Below are 20,098 nucleotides of genomic sequence, written 5' to 3' on the forward strand. Positions count from 1 at the left end.
AAGGATCGTCTTATGCCACCCGCACCGGCGGGCGAATAAAGTCTGCCGATGCGATTGAAAAGTTATCTGCTCCAGATCAACCCCGTCCTTTCCCGACCCGAAGCAGCCAGAAGGCTGCTTCGTATTTTTGCTACCGTTTTATTGATCGGCATCCTCAGCGGGGTCTATACGTTTCTGCTGTCGACCTTCAATAACGACATTTCCCAGCGCCGCGGCTACATGAGCAGCGCGATTGCCGAGGCCCACACGTTTTTCACCAACCGCGAGGCCCTGCTCGAAAGCCTCAGCCTGTCGGCCGTGCGCAAGCAGTCCAAGCTCTACCCGCCGTCGGCAGAAGAACAACACGTGCTGCTGGGTGACACGCCGGGCAACCAATGGAGCCTCTGGCTGACCGCACGCATGCGCGACTACCTCAAGGCCAAGCAGCTCAACCTGCTCTACGTGAACGCCGGGCCGAACCCGCAGGTCACGCGGCTGTATGACGCGACCGCGCAGGTGCTACCGATTTCCAAGTGCATGCTCAACCGCCTCAAGGCCCTGCAACACAGTGACCCGGCCACACTCAACGAGTTATGGCTGAGTGACAGGACCGAGCAGCATTCCCACCTGTACATTTTCATCCGCCTGGACGAGAGCGACGCCGAGTCGGGCTGGCTGGGCCTGGAAATGGAGAGCCGCGAGGTGTCCACCACCCTCAGCGACCAGAGTGCGGGCGAGTTCATGATGCTCAACTCCCAAGGCATGCTGGTGTTCACCAACAGTGATGACGCGCGCCTGAGCCAGCAACGCCTGAGGCCGGGGGAAGACAGCTTTTTCGGCTTCGTCGGCAACGGTTTCCTGCCCGACCACCTGGTGATTCGCAAACACCTGAAATCCTCGGACTGGCAATTGATGTATTCCATTGACTTGCGCGCCGTGGTCAGCGGTTTGTGGAAACAGCTGCTCGGTTCATTGCTGTTCTGCCTGTTCAGCCTGACGCTGATCTGGCTGGTGATGCGCCGCGTGGACCAGCGCTTCATCATTCCGTCGATCCATCGCATCCAGGCCTTGATCGAAAGCGAGGCGTTCGGCCGCGATGTGATCCAGACCGCTCCGGTCGCGCTCTGCGTGCTGCGCCGTACCGACGGCCAGGTGGTGCTGGAGAACACCCTGGCCCAGCAATGGCTGGGCGACGGTCCCGAACGCGAAGCCTTGCGCGCGGGCTGGATCGAACAGGCCTTTGTTGGCGAGCCGGGCGAGCGCTCCGATTACTTCGAGACGGTCGACGGCCGCCACCTGTACCTGAGCAGCGCGCCGACCCGCTACAAAGGCGAAGACGTGCTGTTTTGTGCATTCAGTGACATCAGCGCACGCAAGCAAGTCGAGGCCGCGCTGGAAGAAGCGCGGCACTCGGCGGATGCGGCCAACGCCGCGAAAACGCTGTTTCTGGCGACCATGAGCCACGAGATCCGCACGCCGCTGTATGGCGTGCTCGGCACCCTCGAATTGTTGGCCCGCACGCAGCTGGATGCCCAGCAAAAAGACTACCTGCACGCTATCGAGGGTTCATCTTCGACCTTGCTGCAATTGATCTGCGACGTCCTCGACGTGTCAAAAATCGAGGCCGGGCAACTGGCCCTGGAGTTGAGCGAGTTCTCGCCGCTGGACCTGGTGCACGAAATCATCCAGGGCCACGCCGCAGCCGCCCAGGGCAAAGGCCTGCAACTTTACGCCTGCTTTGATCCCAAGCTGCCGGAGCGGCTGATGGGCGACGTCACGCGTATTCGTCAGATTCTCAACAACCTGCTCAACAATGCGGTGAAGTTCACCGATTACGGGCGTGTGGTGCTACGAGTCAAAGTACTCGGCCGCGACGGCGAGCGCTCAAGCCTGTTGTGGCAAGTCTCGGACACCGGCAAAGGCATCACCCAGGAAGACCAGGCGCTGATTTTCGAGCCGTTCTACCAGAGCGAAGGCAACACCCATGTGGTGGCCGGTACCGGTTTGGGCTTGCCGATTTGTCAGCGCCTGACCGAACTCATGAATGGCACTCTGCGCATGGTCAGCGAACTGGGACTGGGCAGCAGTTTCAGCCTGACTCTGCCACTGGAAGAAGCGCCCACCGCGCCGATGACACCGTTGCTGGCCGAGACCATTTACGTCGCCTCTCCGATCCCGGAGCTGGCCCACGCCATCAGCGGCTGGCTGCGCCGCTGGGGCGCTCGCGCGCAGAGCGGCCTGCCGACGTTGCCAGACAATCACCTGTTGCTGCAATTGCACCCCGGCAGCGTCGACCCGTTGCTGGCGCCGAACTGGCCCGGCCCGGTGATCCACGTGAGCGGCAACGCTTGCAACACCCCGGAGGCTGACGCGGGCGCGTGGCACGTCAACCTCAACCACTTGGGTGCGATTCACCAGGCAGTCAGCCAGGCCCAAGGGTTGTGGGTGGCCCGCAATGATGAGCCGACGCACCCGCGGGATCTGCAAAAGCTCAACCTGCATCTGCTGGTGGCCGAAGACAACATCATCAACCAGCTGATATTGCGTGACCAACTCGAGGAACTCGGCTGCACCGTGGAGCTCGCGGCCGATGGTCAGGAAGCGCTGCAGCTCTTCACCGCCGGCCATTTCGACGTGGTCCTGACGGACGTCAACATGCCCCACATCAACGGCTATGAACTGGCGCGCGAACTGCGCCGCCAGGGATGCCCGTTGCCGATTATCGGGGCCACCGCCAACGCCATGCGCGGCGAGGCCGACCTGTGCCTGGCCGCCGGGATGAACCATTGCCTGGTCAAACCCTTTGCGTTGCGAGCTCTATTCAACTCCCTGGCGCCTTATGCACGGATCACCCATGAAGCCTCTTAGTATTTTGATTGTCGAGGACCATCCCCTGCAGCACATCTACCTGCAGCACCTGCTGGGTGAATTGGGGGATTTCATGCTCGAAACCGCCCAGGATGGCAAGGAAGCGCTGGCGCGTTTGCGCCAACGGGATTTCGACCTGGTACTGACCGACCTGCTGATGCCCGGCATGGACGGCGTGCAGTTTATCCAGTGCCTGGCAAACCTGCGCTGCAAGCCGGCCCTGGCGATCATGAGCGCCGCGTCGCGGCGCATGCTGATGGCGGCCAGCCTGGTGGCCAAGAACCTTGACGTGGAAGTGATCGGACTGATCTCCAAGCCGGTCGCTGCCGACGCGTTGCGCAGTGTGGTGGACCAGCTCAAAAACACCGCGCGCAAACCTTCCCCCAGCGCGTCCGAACACCTGGATATCGACCGCCACACGTTGGTGCAGGCCATGAGCAACGGCCAGTTTCACGCGTGGTTCCAACCGAAAAAATCCCTGGCCAACGGGCGCATCGTCGCCGCCGAAGCCCTGGTGCGCTGGATGCACCCCGAGCAAGGCGTGATGCTCCCCGCTGCGTTCCTGCCGGCCATCAAGGCCTTCGAACTGGAAGAGCGCCTGTTGTGGCTGGTGCTCAAACAGGCCATCCATGCCCAGGAACGCTGGCGCCTGCGCGGGTATGAAATTCCGGTGTCGATCAACCTGCCCACGCACCTGCTCAACAGCCATGACCTGGCCGACCGCCTGCTGGAATTCGTGCTGCACTACGACGGCATCCCGGGGATGATCTGCTTTGAACTGATGGAGTGTTCGGTACCGCAGGACATCAGCAACTTCTACGCCGGCGCCTGTCGCTTGCGCATCAAGGGTTTCGGGTTGTCCCAGGACGACTTCGGCAAAGGCTACAGCTCCTACCTCAACCTGGTGTCCACGCCGTTTACCGAACTCAAGATCGACCAGGCACTGGTCCAGGGCAGCCACGACAACGAAGGCATCGCCCAGGCGCTGGCGAGCATCATCGCGCTGGGTCGCAAACTGGGGTTGACCGTGGTTGCCGAAGGGGTCGAGACGCCCCAGCAACTGGCGCTGTTGCGCAAGATCGACTGCAATCAAGTGCAGGGTTTTCTGATCTCTCACGCAGTCTCTTCAGAACAATTTCAGCAATTGCTGAACAATGATGGCCCCGCGACATCTCACTAGCAGCCGGCCATGGATTATCTGCCCGATTTAAGGAGTAAGCTCCATCCTGTGCCGATTTTTCCTGCGCCTGCGGAACCCCCTGATGAAGCACAACAACGCGATTCTCGAAGCCTTTACCCGCAGCTCCTCGCGCCTGAACAAAGGCCTGATGGTGATGCTCGGGCTCGTGTTGCTGCTCGGCCTTACGAATATCTGGTCGCTGCAACGGGCGGTGGATATCCGTTACGGCGCGATACGCTTTCATTTCGTGCGCCTGATGGACAACCTCCAGCAGCAGGAGACGTACCTCAAAACCCTGGCGCACCCGGGCATTCAGGCTGAGCTGCTGCGGGAAACCCATGTTCAGGTCAGCCTGAAAAGCCGCATGATCGACACCCGCCGCACGTTGTACGAAGGCCAGAAATACTCGTTCTCGGTGCCGTTCAGCATCAAGTTCGATGAACAGCTCGTGGATATCGCCGCCCGACCGCAGATTTTTGCCCTCGGCGCGCACCTCACCAGCTACTACAGTGCGTTCTGGTCGTCGTCGCCCTTCGAGGCGCCACAGACGTTTGTGTTCAATCGCCAAGCCCACTACACCCTCACGATTCCGTCGGTGGGCTACCGCCACGGCGACAGTCCGACAGACGCCGACAACCCGGCGGGGTTGGTCAACGCAGTTCAGGAAACCCTCGCGCAGACGCCCCGGGTGCTGGAACAGGACCGCGTGTATTGGCAGGCGGGCCCGGCACCCGAACACTTGTTGGCGTACATCGGCCTGCCCCTCGACGGCAAGAGCCAGGCGGTGGTTGGCACCCTGCTCGACCTGGCACAAGTCGATGACATACAGCGCGCGCTGGACCGTTCGGCGTTCGACCGCTTCACCCTGATTGCCCCCGACGGCACGACCTTTAACAGCACGCAAGCGTTGGAGACTGCCCAAAGCGACGGCGTGCACTTCAAGGCGAACGGCTTCGAATTCAAGATTACCCAGGCCAGTGAGCAACCCTGGAGTGCGGTTTATGCGCTCAGTTACGCGCATTTTTTCCACTACGCCTTGTGGCCGCTGAGCAGCCTGGCCCTGCTGTTTGCCAGCCTGATTGCCCTGGGCTGGGCCGGTAGCCGCTGGTACCGGCGCCAGGTAATAACGCCTGCCCGCCTGGCGCACGAGCGCATTGCCGAGAGCGTGGCGTTCAGCCGCGTGATCATCGACACCGCGCCCACCGGGTTGTGCGTGGTCCGGCGCAGCGACAACAACGTGCTGATCGAAAACCAGCGCGCCCAGCAGTGGCCGGGTAGCGAGCGCCTGGTGGCGGCCCTGGCCGGTGTGCACGACAGCGCCGACAGCGGCGAGACCCACCTCGAAATCGAAGGCCGGCACCTGCAGATCGGTTTTGTGTCCACGCGCTATCAATCCGAAGACGTGCGCCTGTATGCATTCAATGACATCACCCGGCACGTTGACGACGCCTCCGCCCTGGAAGATGCGCGCCGCGCCGCCGATGCCGCCAACGAAGCCAAGACGCTGTTCCTGGCGACCATGAGCCACGAAATCCGCACACCGCTGTATGGCGTGCTCGGCACCCTTGAACTGCTTGGCCTGACCGAACTGGACCCGCAGCAGAACGCTTATCTGCACACCATCCAGCGCTCGTCGGCGACGCTGTTCCAGCTGATCAGCGATGTGCTCGACGTGTCAAAAATCGAGTCCGGGCAGATGGCAATCGAGGCCGTGGAGTTCTGCCCGCTGGACATGCTCGAAGACACCTTGCACACCTATGCTGCATTCGCCCAGCGCAAGGGCCTGCAACTTTATAGTTGTATCGACTCGCAGTTGCCGGACTGTGTCATGGGCGACCCGATGCGCATCCGCCAGATCCTCAACAACCTGGTGAGCAACGCGCTCAAGTTCACCGACGTCGGGCGCGTGGTGCTGCGGGCCCGGGTGACTGCACGCGACACGGGGAGCGTCGAGCTGGAATGGCAAGTGACCGACTCCGGCGTGGGCATCCCCGAAGCGCAACAAGCCAAGCTGTTCGACCTGTTTTATCAGGCTCCCGACACCGCCAGTGAAGGCGGTGCCGGCCTGGGCCTGCCGATTTGCCGGTGGCTGGCGCAAATGATGGACGGCGAAATCCGGGTGGTCAGTGAGCCCGGCCTGGGCAGCAGCTTCACCCTCAAAATGCGTTTGCCGTTGTGCGCAGGCGTATTGCCGAACATTCCCCTGATGGAACCCAGCGCGACGCCGGTGTGTGTGCAGGCGCCGGTGCCAGAGCTGGCACAATCGCTGTGTGACTGGCTCAACCGCCTGGGCGTGGCCGCGGCCCTCGCCGCGCCTGCACAGGATCAGCACCGAGAGCACGGCGTGCTGGTGGACATATTGCCCGGCGATCGCGCCCGCCCATGGGCAGGCCAGCGCGTTTTGTGCGTGCCGGGTGCACACAGCCCGCCCCTGCGCACTGAACGGGGTTGGGTGGTGGATCTGCACGACGTGCGTGCAATTGCCGCCACCGTGTCACTGGCACAACATGGCCGGCATGAGCCACCGCCTACCGCCCGGCCACAAAGCGCGGGGCAATTGGGCCTGCGTATCCTGGTGGCCGAGGACAACCCGGTCAACCAGGCGGTGATCAAGGAACAACTGCAGGCGCTTGGCTGCTCGGTCACCCTGGCCGCCAATGGCGAGCAGGCGCTGCAGCGCTGGCAACCGCAGGCCTTTGACCTGGTGTTGACCGACGTGAACATGCCGTTGATGAACGGCTATGAACTCGCCAGAACGCTGCGCGAGCATGACCCGCAACTGCCGATCATTGGCGTCACCGCCAACGCGATGCGTGAGGAAGGTGTGCGTTGCCTGGCCGTGGGCATGAATGCGTGGATCGTCAAACCCTTGAGCCTGCAAACCTTGCGCGCTCATCTGATCAAGTTGTGCAAAATCAGGCTACCGGTAGAGCCGCCGGCCGAGCAGTTCGACGACAACGTGCAGATGTCAGACAGGATGCGACCGTTGTTCATCAGCAGCCTGAGGCACGACCTGCAACGCATCGATGAGGCGCTGGAGCAACGCAATGCGCACGTCCTCGGCCAATTGCTGCACGCCACCGCCGGCGCACTCGGCGCAGTGCAGGCACTGAGCCTGGCCCAAGCCTGCATCGAGCTGGAAAACGCCCTCAACCGTGGCAGCCTGGACACCGCGCTGGGGCTCAAGGTCAAGGCGCTGACACAACGCCTGTCGGCCGTTCTGGAGACACTCACGTGACGACTGCGCACTGACCTTCAGCCCGGGAACGCTTCCCTCACTTGAACCGGCATTACGGACGGCCTTTATGAAAACATTCAACGTGGTTATCGCGGACGATCACCCGATCGTGCTGCTCGGGGTACGCGAACTGGTGGAGCGTGATACGCGCTTTCAGGTCGTGGGTGAGGCCGTCTGCTCGGCGGGCCTGATCGAGCTGTTGCAGCGTCAGGGCGCCGACATTGTGATCACCGACTACAACATGCCGGGCGACTCGCCTTATGGCGATGGGCTGAAGCTGGTGGAGTACCTGAAACGGCACTTTCCACAGGTGCAGATTCTGATCCTGACGATGATCTCCAACCACCTGATCCTCACCCGTCTGCAGGAGTTGGGCGTGGTCGGCATCATCCAGAAGAGCCAGCTGCACACCGAAATTCAACTCGCCCTCAAAGCGATTGCGCTACAGGGTGTCTATCGCAGCCTGGAGCCGGCGAAAACCTCAGTGATCGAGACACTCACGGCCATCGACGAACGCTTTTCCACGCTGTCGCCCAAAGAGTTTGAAATCCTGCGCTTGTTTATCTCCGGCATGAGCGTGAGTGACATTGCGCGCAGCCAGAACCGCAGTTCGAAAACCATCAGCGCGCAGAAAATTTCGGCCATGCGCAAACTGGAAGTCAGCAGTGATCAGGACCTGCTGGCCTATTGTCTGGCACGCAATATTTTCAACTGACACACCCTTCGCAAGCCATTCCCCAGCAATGGCTTTGCCCCGGATTCATCGCAGTCCAGGGCCCTTCGAGCCCTCTGCTCCGCGGCTTATAAGAATCGTCTTATTCGCCTGCCCGCCTCTGTCGCTTACTCTTTCCTGGCAGTTCAACAACAGCATTTTTTCAACTAACACTTACGGACATCATCATGAAGAAGTTTTCCCTGGCTGTTATCGCCTCGGCCATTATCGCGGCTTCCGGCAGTGCGTTTGCCGAAGAAACAGCGCCTGCTCCGACCCTGGGTGGCAGCGGTAAAATCACCTTCACCGGCATCATCAATAACGACGCATGCTCGGTAGACGGCGCCAACTCCGATCGCAGCATTTCGGTCGACATGGGCAACGTCTCGATCAAGGACATGGGCACCGCAGAAAACCCGACCGCCGGCCGCGTGACTGCCAAAGACTTCAACCTGAACGTCAACTGCAACCAAGGCACCAAAGTCGCGATGATTTTTGATGCCAACAATGGCGGTTCGGGCCTGGTGACCGGCAAGAACGTACTGGCCCTGAACGCCGGTTCTGCGTCGGCTAAAAACGTCGGTATCGCCCTGCTCGACAGCAACGGTGGCCTGATCAACCTCAGCTCGCCAACCACCGCACGCATTGAAAGCACCATGCACGGCCAAGGCACCGAGGGCGGCGACGCCACCCTGAGCTTCGCAGCCGCCTACGTGACCACCGGTGCTGCCGGTTCGGCCGTCGCAGGTCGCGGTGATGCTACCCTGCCGTTCATCCTGCAATACGAATAACTCGGCGCCTGGGCACCGAACGCGCGAGGCCCTGCGGCCTCGCCATTTCTTTTGACTTCACCGGATAAACCTCATGCTGCCTCGTTCTTTTGCCGCGTGCCTGGGGCTGCTGGGCCTGCTTCTGGCGACCCCGGCAGGCGCCAGCATTTCATTGAATGCCACCCGAATCGTGTTTGATGGTGACCACAAGGAAGCCAATATCACCGTGCGTAACGGCAATCAGGAGGTCTTGGTGCAGTCCTGGGTCGACATGAACGACGCCAGCGGCAGCCGCGCGCCGTTTGCCGTAACCCCTCCATTGGCACGTGTGTTTGCCAAGGAACAACAACTGCTGCGCATTCTGTACGAAGGCACAGGTATGCCCACGGACCGCGAGTCGGTGGTGTGGCTCAACGTGCAGGAAATCCCCAAGGCCAGTGCGGCTGAGAACACCTTGCAGTTGGCGATCCGCCAACGCATCAAGATCTTTTACCGGCCTGCCGGCTTGCCCGGTACGGCGTTGCAGGCCCCGGCGCAGCTGGAGTGGACGCTGGTGCATCACGGCGCGCAGACGCTGTTGCAAGTGAAAAACCCGACGCTGTACCACGTGTCGATGGCCGACGTGAAGGTGCAGGCGCAACTGGCCAGTGACTCCACGATGATCGCGCCCGGCGAGCAAAAGCAGTTTCCGCTCGGCGCCCTGCCCGACAATGGCCCGGTACAGCTGTCGTTTTTCAGCATCAATGACTACGGTGCGCAAAATCAGTACAGCGCACGCCTGACCCGCGGCGTATCGGCCGCCGTCTACGCGACTGAGTCACGTCTGAACCCTTAAGAATTTCCGCTCACCCTCAGGCCTACTTCGCGGGCGCGCTTGCGTGCCCGGCTGTGCGCTGAACAGGGATGCCACAGGTCTTCGCATGTCTTTTCTTTCCAGCACCCGGCCCGCACGTTGCGCACTGAAGTTGAAGACGCTGTCGCTGGCGATGGCCGCCAGCCTGCCGGCGCTGGCGCTGGCCGATGACGCTGCGGAAACCTTCAACACCACGTTTTTGCAGGGTTCGCAGTCACCCGTCGACTTGCAGCAATTGCTCTCTGCCAACAGCGTGCTGCCGGGTAATTACCGCGTCGACCTGTACAGCAACGAAGTGCTGGTGGGGCGGCGTGATATCGACTTCAAGCGCAACCCGCAAAACGGCCGGGTGGAAGCCTGCCTGACCCTCGACCTGCTTAAACAGCTGGGTGTTGATATGACCCGCTTGCAGACCGAAGGCCACGTCGACCCGCAGCACCCGCTGGAATGCTACCCCCTGGCGGACATGATCAAAGACGCCAGCGTGCGCTACGACAGCAGCCGCCTGCGCTTGATGGCGAGCATCCCGCAAGCGGCCATGCAACGGGGCCTGCGCGGCTATGTCGACCCACAGCTGTGGGACGAAGGCGTGCCAGCTGCGTTCATCAACTACCAGCTCAACAGCAGCCGCACTGCCGGCGACTACAAGACGCGAATCAACAACAACCTGGGCCTGCGCAACGGCATCAACCTGGGTGCCTGGCGGCTGCGCAACGAGTCCAACCTGAGCAGCGGCACCGGGCGCCCGAACACCTTCACCAGCAACCGCACGTACCTGCAACACGACGTGACGGCGATCAAGGGCCAGTTCAGCGCCGGTGAGATTTTCTCCGACACTGACCTGTTCGACAGCGTGCGCTATCGCGGTCTGAAACTGGCCTCCGACGAAGGCATGCGGGCCGACAGCGAGCGCGGTTATGCGCCGGTGATTCGTGGCGTGGCGCAGACCAACGCGACGGTGGAGATCCGCCAGAACGACTACATCCTCTACACCGCCAACGTGGCGCCGGGCCCGTTCGAGATCAACGATATCTACCCCAGCGGCTCCAACGGCGACCTGCAAATCACCGTGATCGAAGCCGACGGCAGCCGCCGCGTGACGATGCAGGCGTTTTCCAGCCTGCCGATCATGGTGCGTGAAGGCCAGATCAAGTACAGCGTCTCGGCGGGTACCTTCAACAGCAACGCCGACGGCTTGGCCACGCCGCGCTTTATCAGCAGCACCGTGGCTTATGGTTTGACCAGCAACCTCAGCGGCATCGTCGGCGTACAAGCGAGCGAGGATTACAACGCGCTGTCGCTGGGTGCCGGCAGAAACACCTCGCTGGGCGCGGTGTCGCTGGATGTCACTCATTCTTCGAGCAAGGCGCGCGGGCAAACCACGCAAGGCAATAGCGTGCGCGCGCTGTACGCCAAGACGTTTGCCGGCACCGACACCAACTTCACCCTGGCCGCCTACCGCTATTCCACTGAGGGCTACCGCAGCCTCACCGACCATGTCGAAGACATCAGCGAAGGCGCCCGCGTGCGCACCGGCAACTCAAAAACCCGCACCGACCTGACCATCAACCAGAGTATCGGGCGCAACCGTGAATTCGGCAGCCTGTACATGAACGCCAGCGATCAGCGCTACTGGAACCGTGGCGGCTCGCAGAGTTTTTCCGCCGGCTACACCAGCAACTGGGGCGACTTGAGCTACAACCTGGGCGTGACGCGCACCAAGCAAATCGTCACCTGGGGCGAGCCAAGCAGCGACACCCAGGTCAACCTGTCCATTTCGTTCCCGCTGGGCAGCCAGGCCCGCGCGCCACGGGCGTTTGTCACCACCAGCAGCACCCATGGCGACACCACCACCCAAGCCGGGATCAACGGCTACGTGGCCGATACCAGCGACACGTTCTACTCGGTGCAAGCCGGTCACAGCGACACCAGTGGCGACTCGGGCTCGGTGAATATCAACAGCCGCACCTCCGTGGCGGATGTCAGCCTCGGCTACAGCCAGGGTCAGGGCTACAACTCGCAAAACCTCAACCTCGCCGGTTCCGTGGTGGCGCACGCGGGGGGCATCAACCTGGGGCAGACGGTCAGCGAGACCTTCGCACTGGCCGAAGTGCCGGGTATTTCCGGGGCGAAGATCAGCAGCTACAGCGGGGTCGAGACCGGCTACAACGGCTATGCCGTAATCCCCACAGCGCAGCCGTATCGGGTCAACTGGATCAGCCTGGACACCCGCGACCTGGGCGGCGATGTAGAAATCACCAACGCCTCCCAACAACTGGTCCCGCGCCGTGGCGCCATTGTGGTCGCACACTACAGCGGGACCACCGGGCGACGTGTGCTGTTCGAGTTGTATGACGCGCAGCACCAGCCGTTATCGTTTGGTGCCTCGCTGGAAGACGCCGCCGGCAAGCAACTGGCGATCGCTGATCCGAATGGCAATGCGCTGGCGTTGGTGGAGCAGGACCAAGGCACGTTGATCATCAAATGGGGCGAGCAGCAGTGCACGGCGAAATATGCGTTGGCGCCGCAGAACAAGGCGTTGAACTATGAGCGCCAGGCGCTGGTGTGTGCGCCTTGAATGTGCGACGGATTAAGCCACTGTCCAGATGGGTTTTGCTCTTACTGCCAGCCCTTTCCAGGTCTTAGGTGGAACAGGCGATTAAGTACTCTATGGCGATGGCGGGCGTGCTCGCGAATGCGGTGGGTCAGTTGATAAATTCAGTGGCTGATCCACCGCATTCGCGAGCAAGCCCGCTACCACAGTTTTTATCGCGTGACTCAGGCTGGGCGGGCGGCGACGGCTTCAACTTCCACCAACGCACCGGGCAAAGGCAGCGCCACCACCTGCAACGCCGTACGCGCCGGCTTGTTCGGCTGCTCCGGCGTGCCAAAGAACTGCGTATAACCCCGCTGCAACCCGGCGAAATCCAGTTTGCCGCCGGTCTCTTCGGCGCCGACCAGAAACACGCGTAACTGCACGATATCGCCCAGGTCCAGGTCTTGCTGTTGAAGAATCTTGCGCAGTTTGTTGAACACCGAAACCGTCTGCACCTCGGTATCGCCATAGGCTGCGGGCGTGCCTGCCGGGGCGTTTGCGTCGTGCAGGTCTGGCAAGGTGCCGCTGACAAAGATCAGGCTGGCCGAGGCCGGGACGGTGACGGTCTGCGAGATCGGAAAGTCGCCGACGCTGGTGCGTTGAATACTGTCGCTCATGGTGTATCTCCTTAATGATGTATGGGTTTCTAAACAACTTTCAAAAACTGCAAACCCCTTTGTGGCCTAGGACACGGCATGTGCCGCACTGTGCCGTTGCTGGCGAACGCGTTCAGCCAGTTGCCCGACTACGTGGCGCGCCGAGTTGGCGGCCGATTCCTGCCAGATGCCCACGCCGCTTTGCACCAGGCCGTCTCCGGCGAAGTACACGCGGCCGTGGCCTGCTTCGAGCAAGGCGCTGGCGTCGGCCGGGAAGTGTTCGCGTTGCAGCCACGGGCCTTCGCTGTAGGGGATCTGTTCCCAGGACACCGCCAGCGGGTTGCGCAGGTGCTTTGAATAGCCGGGGTGCAGCAGCTCCACGGCTTCCCTGGACGTGGCGTACTGCTGGTCGAACGCTTGGGCGCCAAACACGTCGGCGCCCTCCCCGGTCACGTACCCCGCCACCAGCACGCCGTCGCGGGTGTTGAGGTCGTTGCTCGGGTACCACAACAGGTGCGCCGGGTGTTCGATCCACGACAGGCCGCCGTAGGTGCGGTAGTCGGTTTCCCAGAAGCGCGGGGACTGCCACGCCACTTTGGTCGCCTGGTCGCTGCGCGTACTGAGCAGCGCGGCCTTGATCGGGTCACTGAAGTCGGTGTCGAGCTTGGCCAGCAGCGGCAATGGCAGCGTGGAGATCAAGTAATCAGCGCGTACTACCTGTTCACGCCCGGTGTGATTGTCGTGATAAGTCACCGCCACACCATCTTCCCGCTGGCGGATCCGGCGCACTTGGGCGCCCAGTTGCACGTGCTCACGCACGCGCCCGTAGAACGCATCGGTGATGCGGTCCATGCCGCCGACCGGTTGAAACATGGTCGCGGAAAACTCCGGAAACTCGGTGTGCAACAACGCGCCCCACAGTTCCGGGTGCAGCAAACGCTCCAGGCTGATCGGCCTGGCGCTGGGCGGCAATGCGCCCGGATGCGCAGGCGACTCCAGGTGACCGGAACGCAGGCTGCCCTCAAACGCCAGCTCTTGCGACAGGTCGCCATAGACCTGCAAAAACGCCAGCAAGCGCGTGCGCTCTTCGCTGCTCAACACGTCATCAAGGGCGTCGCGCTGCACGGCTTTGGCCAGCAAGCCCGACAGATGACCGCGCGCATCGTTGATCGCCTGGCCAACGGTGAACGCCGGTTGCTGCACGTCCGGGCGTACCTGGGCGCCATGGCTGCTGTTGACCAGCACTTCCAGCGGCACCCCCAGTTCGCTGCAATAGTCGAGAATCGTCCGGTGCTGGCTGGGAATCCTTGCCGGGCCTGCGTTGAAATAGTGGCCTTTATCGAATGCCACGGTTTGCGTACGACCATCCTTGTAGTCCACGCGGTCGCCATTGCGCAGCGTCCAGGTACGCCCGCCCACGCGGTCACGGGCCTCCAGCACTTGCACCGTGAACCCGGCGCGGGTCAGCTCCAGCGCGGTGACCAGCCCGGCAATCCCGGCGCCCAGCACCAGCACGCGGGTGCCCTGCCCCAGGCCTTCCTTGAGTTTCAATGGCTGCGGGCGGCGGTGTGACGACGGCCCCAAACCCAATACCGCCAGCGCATCCTTGACGGCCTTTTCACCGCCCACCGCGGCGATGCTCGACAGCGCTTCACGTCGTGTCAGTCCCATAATCGCGACTCCTTAATCCGGCAGGCCGGGTGGGTTGATCAGCGACGTGTCGACGCGCTCGATATCCAGGCCCCAGCGTTGCAGCACCTGCTCGTATTGGCCGCCGGCAATCGCGCCTTGCAGCGCGGTGTGGATCGGCTGAACCAGGCCGTTGTCCTTGCGCGTGGTCACGGCGATATCCGCCTTCAATGGCCAGCCACCGTTCACCGTGCCGACGAGCTTGATGCCGCCGGTGATCGCGGCGGAATAGGCGTACACCGAGTTGGGCCCGAACAGCGCATCGCTGCGACCGGATTGCACCGCCAGTTGCCCGGCGGCCTGGTCGTCGAAGTACTGCAACAGCGCAGGCTTGATCCCGGCTTTTTCATTCGCCTCGTTCCAGGCCAGCAGGACCTTTTCCTGGTTGGTGCCGGAGCCAACGATGATCTTCAGCCCGGCGATGTCCGAGGCTTGTTTGATCTCGCTGATCTTGCTGCTGGTCTTGACATAAAACCCCAGCACATCCTGGCGATAGGTGGCGAAGTCAAAACGCTTCTTGCGCGCTTCGGTCACGGTGACGTTGCTGATCACCGCGTCGTATTTGCCCGAGCTAACGCCCAGCGGCCAGTCTTCCCAGCTGGTCTGCACCACGTTGAGTTGCAGGCCCAGACTGTCGGCCACCAACTGCGCGGTGTCGGCTTCGCTGCCGATGGTGGTCTTGTCGTCGTTGGCCAGCAGCGCCAAAGGTGGCCCGGCCACGCCGGACACGGCCACGGTGAACTTGCCGGGTTGGGCGAACTTGAAGCCCGGCGGGATCTGCGCAATGGCCGCGTCATTGCGCGGTGCATGAATACGCGGGCGATCTGGGCTGAGGTCGACCTGTTGCACGGCGAACGCGGTTTGCGCGGTGCTGACGGCGAGCGTCAGCAAGGCCACGCGGGCAGTAGAGATAAACATGGCAGTCACTCCTTGAACTAAAGCACCTTGCCGAGAAAGGCCGCGGTGCGGGGGTGTCGGGGTTGGCGAAAAATCTGTTCGGGCGGGCCTTCTTCGATCAGTTGGCCGTCGCAGAGAAACACCACGTGGTCGGCCACCTCGCGGGCAAAGCCGATCTCGTGAGTGACGATCACCAGGGTCACGCCCAATTGGGTCAGGCCCTTGATCACGTCGAGGACTTCGCCCACCAGCTCCGGGTCGAGGGCCGAGGTGGGTTCATCGAACAGGAGCACTTTGGGGTCCAGCGCCAACGCGCGGGCAATGGCGACGCGCTGTTGCTGGCCGCCGGAGAGCTGGCGCGGGTAGGCGTCGACCTTGTCTGCCAGGCCAACCTTGGCCAGCAGTTCGGAGGCCTTGGCCTGCGCGTCGGCCTTGCTCCAGCGCTTGTGGGCCAGCGGTGCCTCGGCGATGTTTTCCCAGGCGGTGAGGTGCGGGAACAGGTTGAAGTTCTGGAACACAAAACCGACGTCGATGCGGCGCTTGAGAATCTCGCGCTCCTTGAGTTCGTAGAGCAGGTCGCCCTGGCGTCGGTAGCCAACGTATTCACCGTCGATGGTGATGTGCCCGCTGTCGATTTTCTCCAGGTGATTGATGGTGCGCAGCAGGGTGGATTTGCCCGAGCCCGATGGCCCGAGAATCACTGTGACCTTGCCCGGATCAATAGTCAGGTCGATGTCTTTCAACACCTGCTGGTTGCCAAAGCGCTTGCCCACGCCCTGGATCTGGATACGGCCGGCGCGGGCTTCACTCATGGGTGTGCTCCTTGAGCCAGCGGCGTACGCGTTGCAGCGGCGTGGGCGGCAACACCCGCGCAGTGCCACGGGCGAAATGGCGCTCGACGTAGTACTGGGCACTGGTCAGCACGGTGGTGATGATCAAGTACCAGACGGTCGCCACAATCAGCAGCGGGATCACCGCCTGGGTGCGGTTGTAGATGACCTGCACGGTGTAGAACAGCTCCGGCAGCGCCAGCACGTAGACAATGGACGTGCCTTTGACCAGGCCGATGATTTCGTTGAAGCCCGAGGGCAGAATCGAGCGCAGCGCCTGTGGCAGGATGATCCGGAAGATCCGTCGCGAGGCCGGCAAACCCAGCGCCGCCGCCGCTTCATGCTGGCCGGCGTCCACGCCGATCAGGCCGCCGCGAATGATCTCTGCCGCGTACGCCGCCTGCATCAGGCTCAGGCCCAATACGGCTACGGTGAACTGGCTGAGTACGTCCACGGTGGACCACTCGGCGAACACCACTTCGGTGAACGGAATGCCCAGCACGATGTGGTCATACAGGTAGGCAAAGTTGTAAAGGATGATCAACACCAGCAACGCCGGCATCGAGCGAAAGAACCAGATATAGCCCCAGGCCAATGCCGCCAGCAGAGGTGAACCCGACAACCGCGCCAAGGCCAGCGCAGTGCCGAGGATGGCGCTGAATACGGTGCTGAGCAGCGTCAGCAACAGCGTCTGGCCCAGGCCGCGCAGCACCGACGGCGAGAAAAACCACTGGCCGAATACGCCCCACTCCCAACGCGGGTTGGTGGCCAGGGAATGGGCGATAGCCAACAGCACCAGCGCGGCAAAGATCGACCCGGCCCAGCGCCACGGATGCCGCGCGGGCACGACTTGCAGGGTCTTGATCGGTGTGGAGACACGCGCCTGGCGAGCCACACCGGGCTGATCAATCAGGTCATAGGATTTGGCGACAATGGGCATGTTTTATTCCTCGGCCTCAGAAGGCATAGGTCAAGCGGGTGTAGTAGTACCCGCCGGTAAAACCGTAGGGCGAATAGGTGCCGTAGCTCGCGACCATGGTGCTGCTCGGAACGCCTTGTTTCTTGGGGTATTGGTCGAACAGGTTCTTGGCGCCGATGGCGATGTTGAGGTCTTTGGTGAGGTTGTAGCCAAGGTCCAGGTCGGTGATCCATTTGGCGCTGTAGACCCGGTCCAGGCTGCGGTCGGCGGAGACGTTGACCTCTTTGTACGAGCCGTAGCGCGTCAGGGCCAGGTTGAGGTTGAAGCGGTCGATGCTCCAGTCGCCGCCCAGGATCAGCTTGGTCTTGGGCTGCACGTCGGTGATCAAGCCTCGGGCCTGGCGGTCCATCAAGTCATAGGAAGTACCGAGGATGGTGGTGGATTCCTTGTAATTGAGGATCTTGGTCTGGTTCCAGTTGAACGCCGCCGTCCACTTCAGTGAACCGTACTGACCGATGTCCTGGTTGTAGTTGCTGACCAGGTCCACGCCCTTGGTGCGGGTGTCGGCACCGTTGAGAAAGTACTGGCCGCCGGAGGTGGAGTTGATGCCGCTGTTCTGCAACACCTGGGTGATTTCAGGGCCGAGCAAGGTGCCGGTGAGGGTGATGCGGTCGCGCAGGTTGATCACGTAGGCGTCGGCGGTGAAGTTCAGGCGATCGGTGGGCGTGAGGGTGAAACCGAGGCTGAAGTTGGTCGAGCGTTCGGGTTTCAAATCCTGCGCGCCAAGGGCCTTGGCCGCTGCCGAACTGACCGGCAGCACGCCGTAGTTGATCGACTGATACACACCGTCCACCACGCCATAGGTGGTGGAGCGCGCGCTGAACAGGCTGTTGGCCAGAGACGGCGCACGAAAGCCATTGCTGACGGTGGCGCGCACGGCGAATTGTGGGGTGAAGTCGTAGCGGGTGGTCAGCTTGCCGCTGCGGGTGGCGCCGACGCCTTCGTTGTAATGCTCATAGCGCAACGCGGTGCCGACGTACCAATCCGGAAGCGGGTTGAAGCCCACGTCGACGTAACTCGCCAAGCTGTTGCGCGAGGCGCTGCTTTCTTCGTCCGGCGAGATGCCGTTGGTGACCTGGGCCCCGGACGACGCGCAATTGCCCGGCGCCACGCAGTAGCCGCCGTTGGCGTAGGACGCGTAGTCCCCGGCCTGCACTTCATAGGTGTCGCGCCGGTGCTCGAAACCGTAGGACAGGTCCAGCGGCTTTTGCAGGCCGATGTCGAAGCCGCGCTTGAAGTCGAGGTTGGTGGTCAGCTCGGTGGAAATCCAGGTGCCGGAGGTGAAGCTGTTCGGCGTGTATTCGCCAAGGGACGGGTTCTGGTTGTGGGTGGTGCCCTGCTCCGCCTCGTTGCGCCCGTAAGTGGTGGACAGGTCCCAGTCCCATTCGCCGACCGTGCCTTTGCCGCCGAACGCGGCCTGGAAATCGTCCTCGTCGATGTACCAGGTCGGCGTGTAGCCGGCCGGGTAACCATTTGGCCCGGTGGTGATGGTGTTGGTGATGGTCGGCAGGCGGAAGTTCTGCCCCTGCTCGGCCTTGCGCCGTGAGTAAGTGGTGAAGGAGTACAGGCTGAAGCTGTCGTCGACCGGCAACTCGGCGTTATAGCCCAGGGTCAGCAGGTTGGTCTTCGGGGTGCCATAACCGCCATAGGTCGCTCGGCCCGCTTGATCGAAGGCTTGTGCATAGCTGTAGCCATTGGCGCTAGCCTTGTTGTCGTCATTCTGGCTGCGCGCATCGAGGGCCAGTTGCACGATGCCGCCGTTGCCGATTTCGAACCCTTTGTTGAGGCTTTGCTGCACGGTCTGTTTCTTGCCGTCATAGCCCTGGCCGATGTTGGTGACTGCGGTGCCACTGGTGTCAGCCTTGAGGATCACGTTGATCACGCCAGCGATGGCATCGGAGCCGTATTGAGCGGCGGCGCCGTCGCGCAGGACTTCGACGTGGTCGATGGCGCTGATCGGGATCAGATCAAGGTCAGCCGGCGCTGCGCCGGTGTTGATGCCATTGATGTTCAGGGTGGCGCTGGTGTGGCGGCGTTTGCCGTTGACCAGCACCAGCACTTCGGCAGCACTCAAACCGCGCAGGTTCGGCGCCCGGGCAATGCCGCTGGCGTCCCAACCGGTTTTTTCCGGCAGGCTCAGTGAGGGGATTACGGCGCTCAGGGCTTCCATCAGACCGGGCTTGCCGGTGCTTTGCAATTGCTTGGCGCTGACCACATCGATCGGCACCGGGCTGCTGGTGACGGTGCGTTGTTCGGCGCCACGGTTGCCGGTGACCACCACGGTGGACAGGGTGCTGTCGTCCTGGGCCTGGGCAGTGTTTGCCAGCAGGGCCAGCGCCAGTGCGGCGGTGGGTTGCAAGACTTGCTTCATAGCCACTCCAAACGTTCCAAATCGCGAAGTCGGGCAGTCACGCGGGCGGGCGCGGTGCTCGTTTTTTCGGGGGGTGTGTCGGCGATTTGGAGCTAGGTGTGGGGCGAGTGCGGGGTTTGAATTGGCAACATACGTTGAACTCCCTTCCAACGATTCTGCTGCGGGGTGGTTACCCGGTGGTGCAGCGCAGAATCCGAATCACGATTGGTACCATCCGAGGTCAGGGGTAGGCTGTTGCGATCAAACATAACGGAATGGATTTTAAAAATATAATGCTATTTGGGCATAAGCTAATATTCTTGGAATTCATTATTTTTTGGTTGTTTTATTCATATGTGTAATGTCTTTTTGAGATTCTCGGGGGGTAGATCCGTTGTTTGGGTGATGGCTTCGTATGGTTCCGCCCTTACGGCGGGTCACTTTGGAAAAGAGCCCCAAAGTAACCAAAGGGCTCTTGCCCCAACACTCGGCACCTCGCTCACGCTTCGGTGTGCCCGTAATCCGACATTGATTTGGGGGGCCGCCGCCACGCGCCATCCA

The 20,098-nt window shown here is 62.0% G+C and carries 13 protein-coding genes; 7 read left to right on the forward strand and 6 right to left on the reverse strand.

What is annotated here, in order from left to right; all coding sequences use genetic code 11:
* The first annotated feature begins 48 nt into the window (after positions 1-48).
* The 7 genes from BFW87_RS31240 (at position 49) to BFW87_RS31270 (ending at position 12,178) form a co-directional block, all read left to right on the forward strand.
* Positions 49-2,847: an ATP-binding protein gene (locus BFW87_RS31240; RefSeq protein ID WP_078743561.1), complete on the forward strand. Its 2,799-nt coding sequence runs from the start codon at positions 49-51 to the stop codon at positions 2,845-2,847.
* Entirely contained in the window at positions 2,834-4,027 is a 1,194-nt protein-coding gene (locus BFW87_RS31245; protein WP_078743562.1) for an EAL domain-containing response regulator, read from the forward strand. The genes BFW87_RS31240 and BFW87_RS31245 overlap by 14 nt, the downstream gene beginning before the upstream one ends.
* Before the next feature lie 82 nt (positions 4,028-4,109).
* Positions 4,110-7,265 (forward strand): hybrid sensor histidine kinase/response regulator, encoded by a 3,156-nt coding sequence (locus BFW87_RS31250; protein ID WP_078743563.1) that lies wholly within the window; start codon positions 4,110-4,112, stop codon positions 7,263-7,265.
* A gap of 67 nt (positions 7,266-7,332) precedes the next feature.
* Entirely contained in the window at positions 7,333-7,980 is a 648-nt protein-coding gene (locus tag BFW87_RS31255; RefSeq protein ID WP_078743564.1) for a response regulator, read from the forward strand.
* A gap of 185 nt (positions 7,981-8,165) precedes the next feature.
* Entirely contained in the window at positions 8,166-8,768 is a 603-nt protein-coding gene (locus BFW87_RS31260; protein ID WP_078743565.1) for a fimbrial protein, read from the forward strand.
* Between the two features lie 73 nt (positions 8,769-8,841).
* The gene (locus tag BFW87_RS31265) at positions 8,842-9,582 is read left to right on the forward strand and encodes a fimbrial biogenesis chaperone (RefSeq protein ID WP_078743566.1); all 741 of its coding nucleotides are present in this window, start codon (positions 8,842-8,844) and stop codon (positions 9,580-9,582) included.
* Positions 9,583-9,667: 85 nt separating this feature from the next.
* A complete protein-coding gene (locus BFW87_RS31270; RefSeq protein WP_078743567.1) occupies positions 9,668-12,178 on the forward strand; it encodes a fimbria/pilus outer membrane usher protein in 2,511 nt (836 codons plus the stop codon).
* A gap of 200 nt (positions 12,179-12,378) precedes the next feature.
* Here the strand turns inward: BFW87_RS31270 and BFW87_RS31275 are convergent, their stop codons facing one another.
* The 6 genes from BFW87_RS31275 to BFW87_RS31300 form a co-directional block, all read right to left on the reverse strand.
* Complete coding sequence (locus BFW87_RS31275; RefSeq protein ID WP_078743568.1) at positions 12,379-12,813, reverse strand: RidA family protein; 435 nt, start codon at positions 12,811-12,813, stop codon at positions 12,379-12,381.
* A gap of 66 nt (positions 12,814-12,879) precedes the next feature.
* Positions 12,880-14,463 carry a flavin monoamine oxidase family protein gene (locus tag BFW87_RS31280; protein ID WP_078743569.1) on the reverse strand — a complete coding sequence of 528 codons (1,584 nt, stop codon included), beginning with the start codon at positions 14,461-14,463 and terminating at the stop codon, positions 12,880-12,882.
* A 12-nt stretch (positions 14,464-14,475) separates the two neighbouring features.
* Positions 14,476-15,399: an ABC transporter substrate-binding protein gene (locus BFW87_RS31285; protein WP_078743570.1), complete on the reverse strand. Its 924-nt coding sequence runs from the start codon at positions 15,397-15,399 to the stop codon at positions 14,476-14,478.
* 17 nt (positions 15,400-15,416) lie between these two features.
* Positions 15,417-16,190 carry an amino acid ABC transporter ATP-binding protein gene (locus BFW87_RS31290; protein ID WP_078743571.1) on the reverse strand — a complete coding sequence of 258 codons (774 nt, stop codon included), beginning with the start codon at positions 16,188-16,190 and terminating at the stop codon, positions 15,417-15,419.
* The gene (locus BFW87_RS31295) at positions 16,183-17,148 is read right to left on the reverse strand and encodes an amino acid ABC transporter permease (protein WP_078743572.1); all 966 of its coding nucleotides are present in this window, start codon (positions 17,146-17,148) and stop codon (positions 16,183-16,185) included. Before BFW87_RS31295 ends, BFW87_RS31290 begins: the two co-directional genes overlap by 8 nt.
* A 16-nt stretch (positions 17,149-17,164) precedes the next feature.
* Positions 17,165-19,558: a TonB-dependent receptor plug domain-containing protein gene (locus BFW87_RS31300; RefSeq protein ID WP_078743574.1), complete on the reverse strand. Its 2,394-nt coding sequence runs from the start codon at positions 19,556-19,558 to the stop codon at positions 17,165-17,167.
* Positions 19,559-20,098: the final 540 nt, after the last annotated feature.

Origin of the sequence: Pseudomonas fluorescens (genome assembly GCF_002022275.1) — a bacterium.
In the GTDB taxonomy this organism is placed as follows: Bacteria; Pseudomonadota; Gammaproteobacteria; order Pseudomonadales; family Pseudomonadaceae; genus Aquipseudomonas; species Aquipseudomonas fluorescens_AJ.

What these genes read in the sequence shown, in the direction of transcription:
- BFW87_RS31260 (WP_078743565.1), top strand. Translation starts at nt 8,166, where the DNA reads ATGAAGAAGTTTTCCCTGGCTGTTATCGCCTCGGCCATTATCGCGGCT.
- BFW87_RS31250 (WP_078743563.1), top strand. Translation starts at nt 4,110, where the DNA reads ATGAAGCACAACAACGCGATTCTCGAAGCCTTTACCCGCAGCTCCTCG.
- BFW87_RS31275 (WP_078743568.1), bottom strand. Translation starts at nt 12,813, where the DNA reads ATGAGCGACAGTATTCAACGCACCAGCGTCGGCGACTTTCCGATCTCG.
- BFW87_RS31285 (WP_078743570.1), bottom strand. Translation starts at nt 15,399, where the DNA reads ATGTTTATCTCTACTGCCCGCGTGGCCTTGCTGACGCTCGCCGTCAGC.
- BFW87_RS31290 (WP_078743571.1), bottom strand. Translation starts at nt 16,190, where the DNA reads ATGAGTGAAGCCCGCGCCGGCCGTATCCAGATCCAGGGCGTGGGCAAG.
- BFW87_RS31295 (WP_078743572.1), bottom strand. Translation starts at nt 17,148, where the DNA reads ATGCCCATTGTCGCCAAATCCTATGACCTGATTGATCAGCCCGGTGTG.
- BFW87_RS31280 (WP_078743569.1), bottom strand. Translation starts at nt 14,463, where the DNA reads ATGGGACTGACACGACGTGAAGCGCTGTCGAGCATCGCCGCGGTGGGC.
- BFW87_RS31300 (WP_078743574.1), bottom strand. Translation starts at nt 19,558, where the DNA reads ATGAAGCAAGTCTTGCAACCCACCGCCGCACTGGCGCTGGCCCTGCTG.
- BFW87_RS31265 (WP_078743566.1), top strand. Translation starts at nt 8,842, where the DNA reads ATGCTGCCTCGTTCTTTTGCCGCGTGCCTGGGGCTGCTGGGCCTGCTT.
- BFW87_RS31245 (WP_078743562.1), top strand. Translation starts at nt 2,834, where the DNA reads ATGAAGCCTCTTAGTATTTTGATTGTCGAGGACCATCCCCTGCAGCAC.
- BFW87_RS31270 (WP_078743567.1), top strand. Translation starts at nt 9,668, where the DNA reads ATGTCTTTTCTTTCCAGCACCCGGCCCGCACGTTGCGCACTGAAGTTG.
- BFW87_RS31255 (WP_078743564.1), top strand. Translation starts at nt 7,333, where the DNA reads ATGAAAACATTCAACGTGGTTATCGCGGACGATCACCCGATCGTGCTG.
- BFW87_RS31240 (WP_078743561.1), top strand. Translation starts at nt 49, where the DNA reads ATGCGATTGAAAAGTTATCTGCTCCAGATCAACCCCGTCCTTTCCCGA.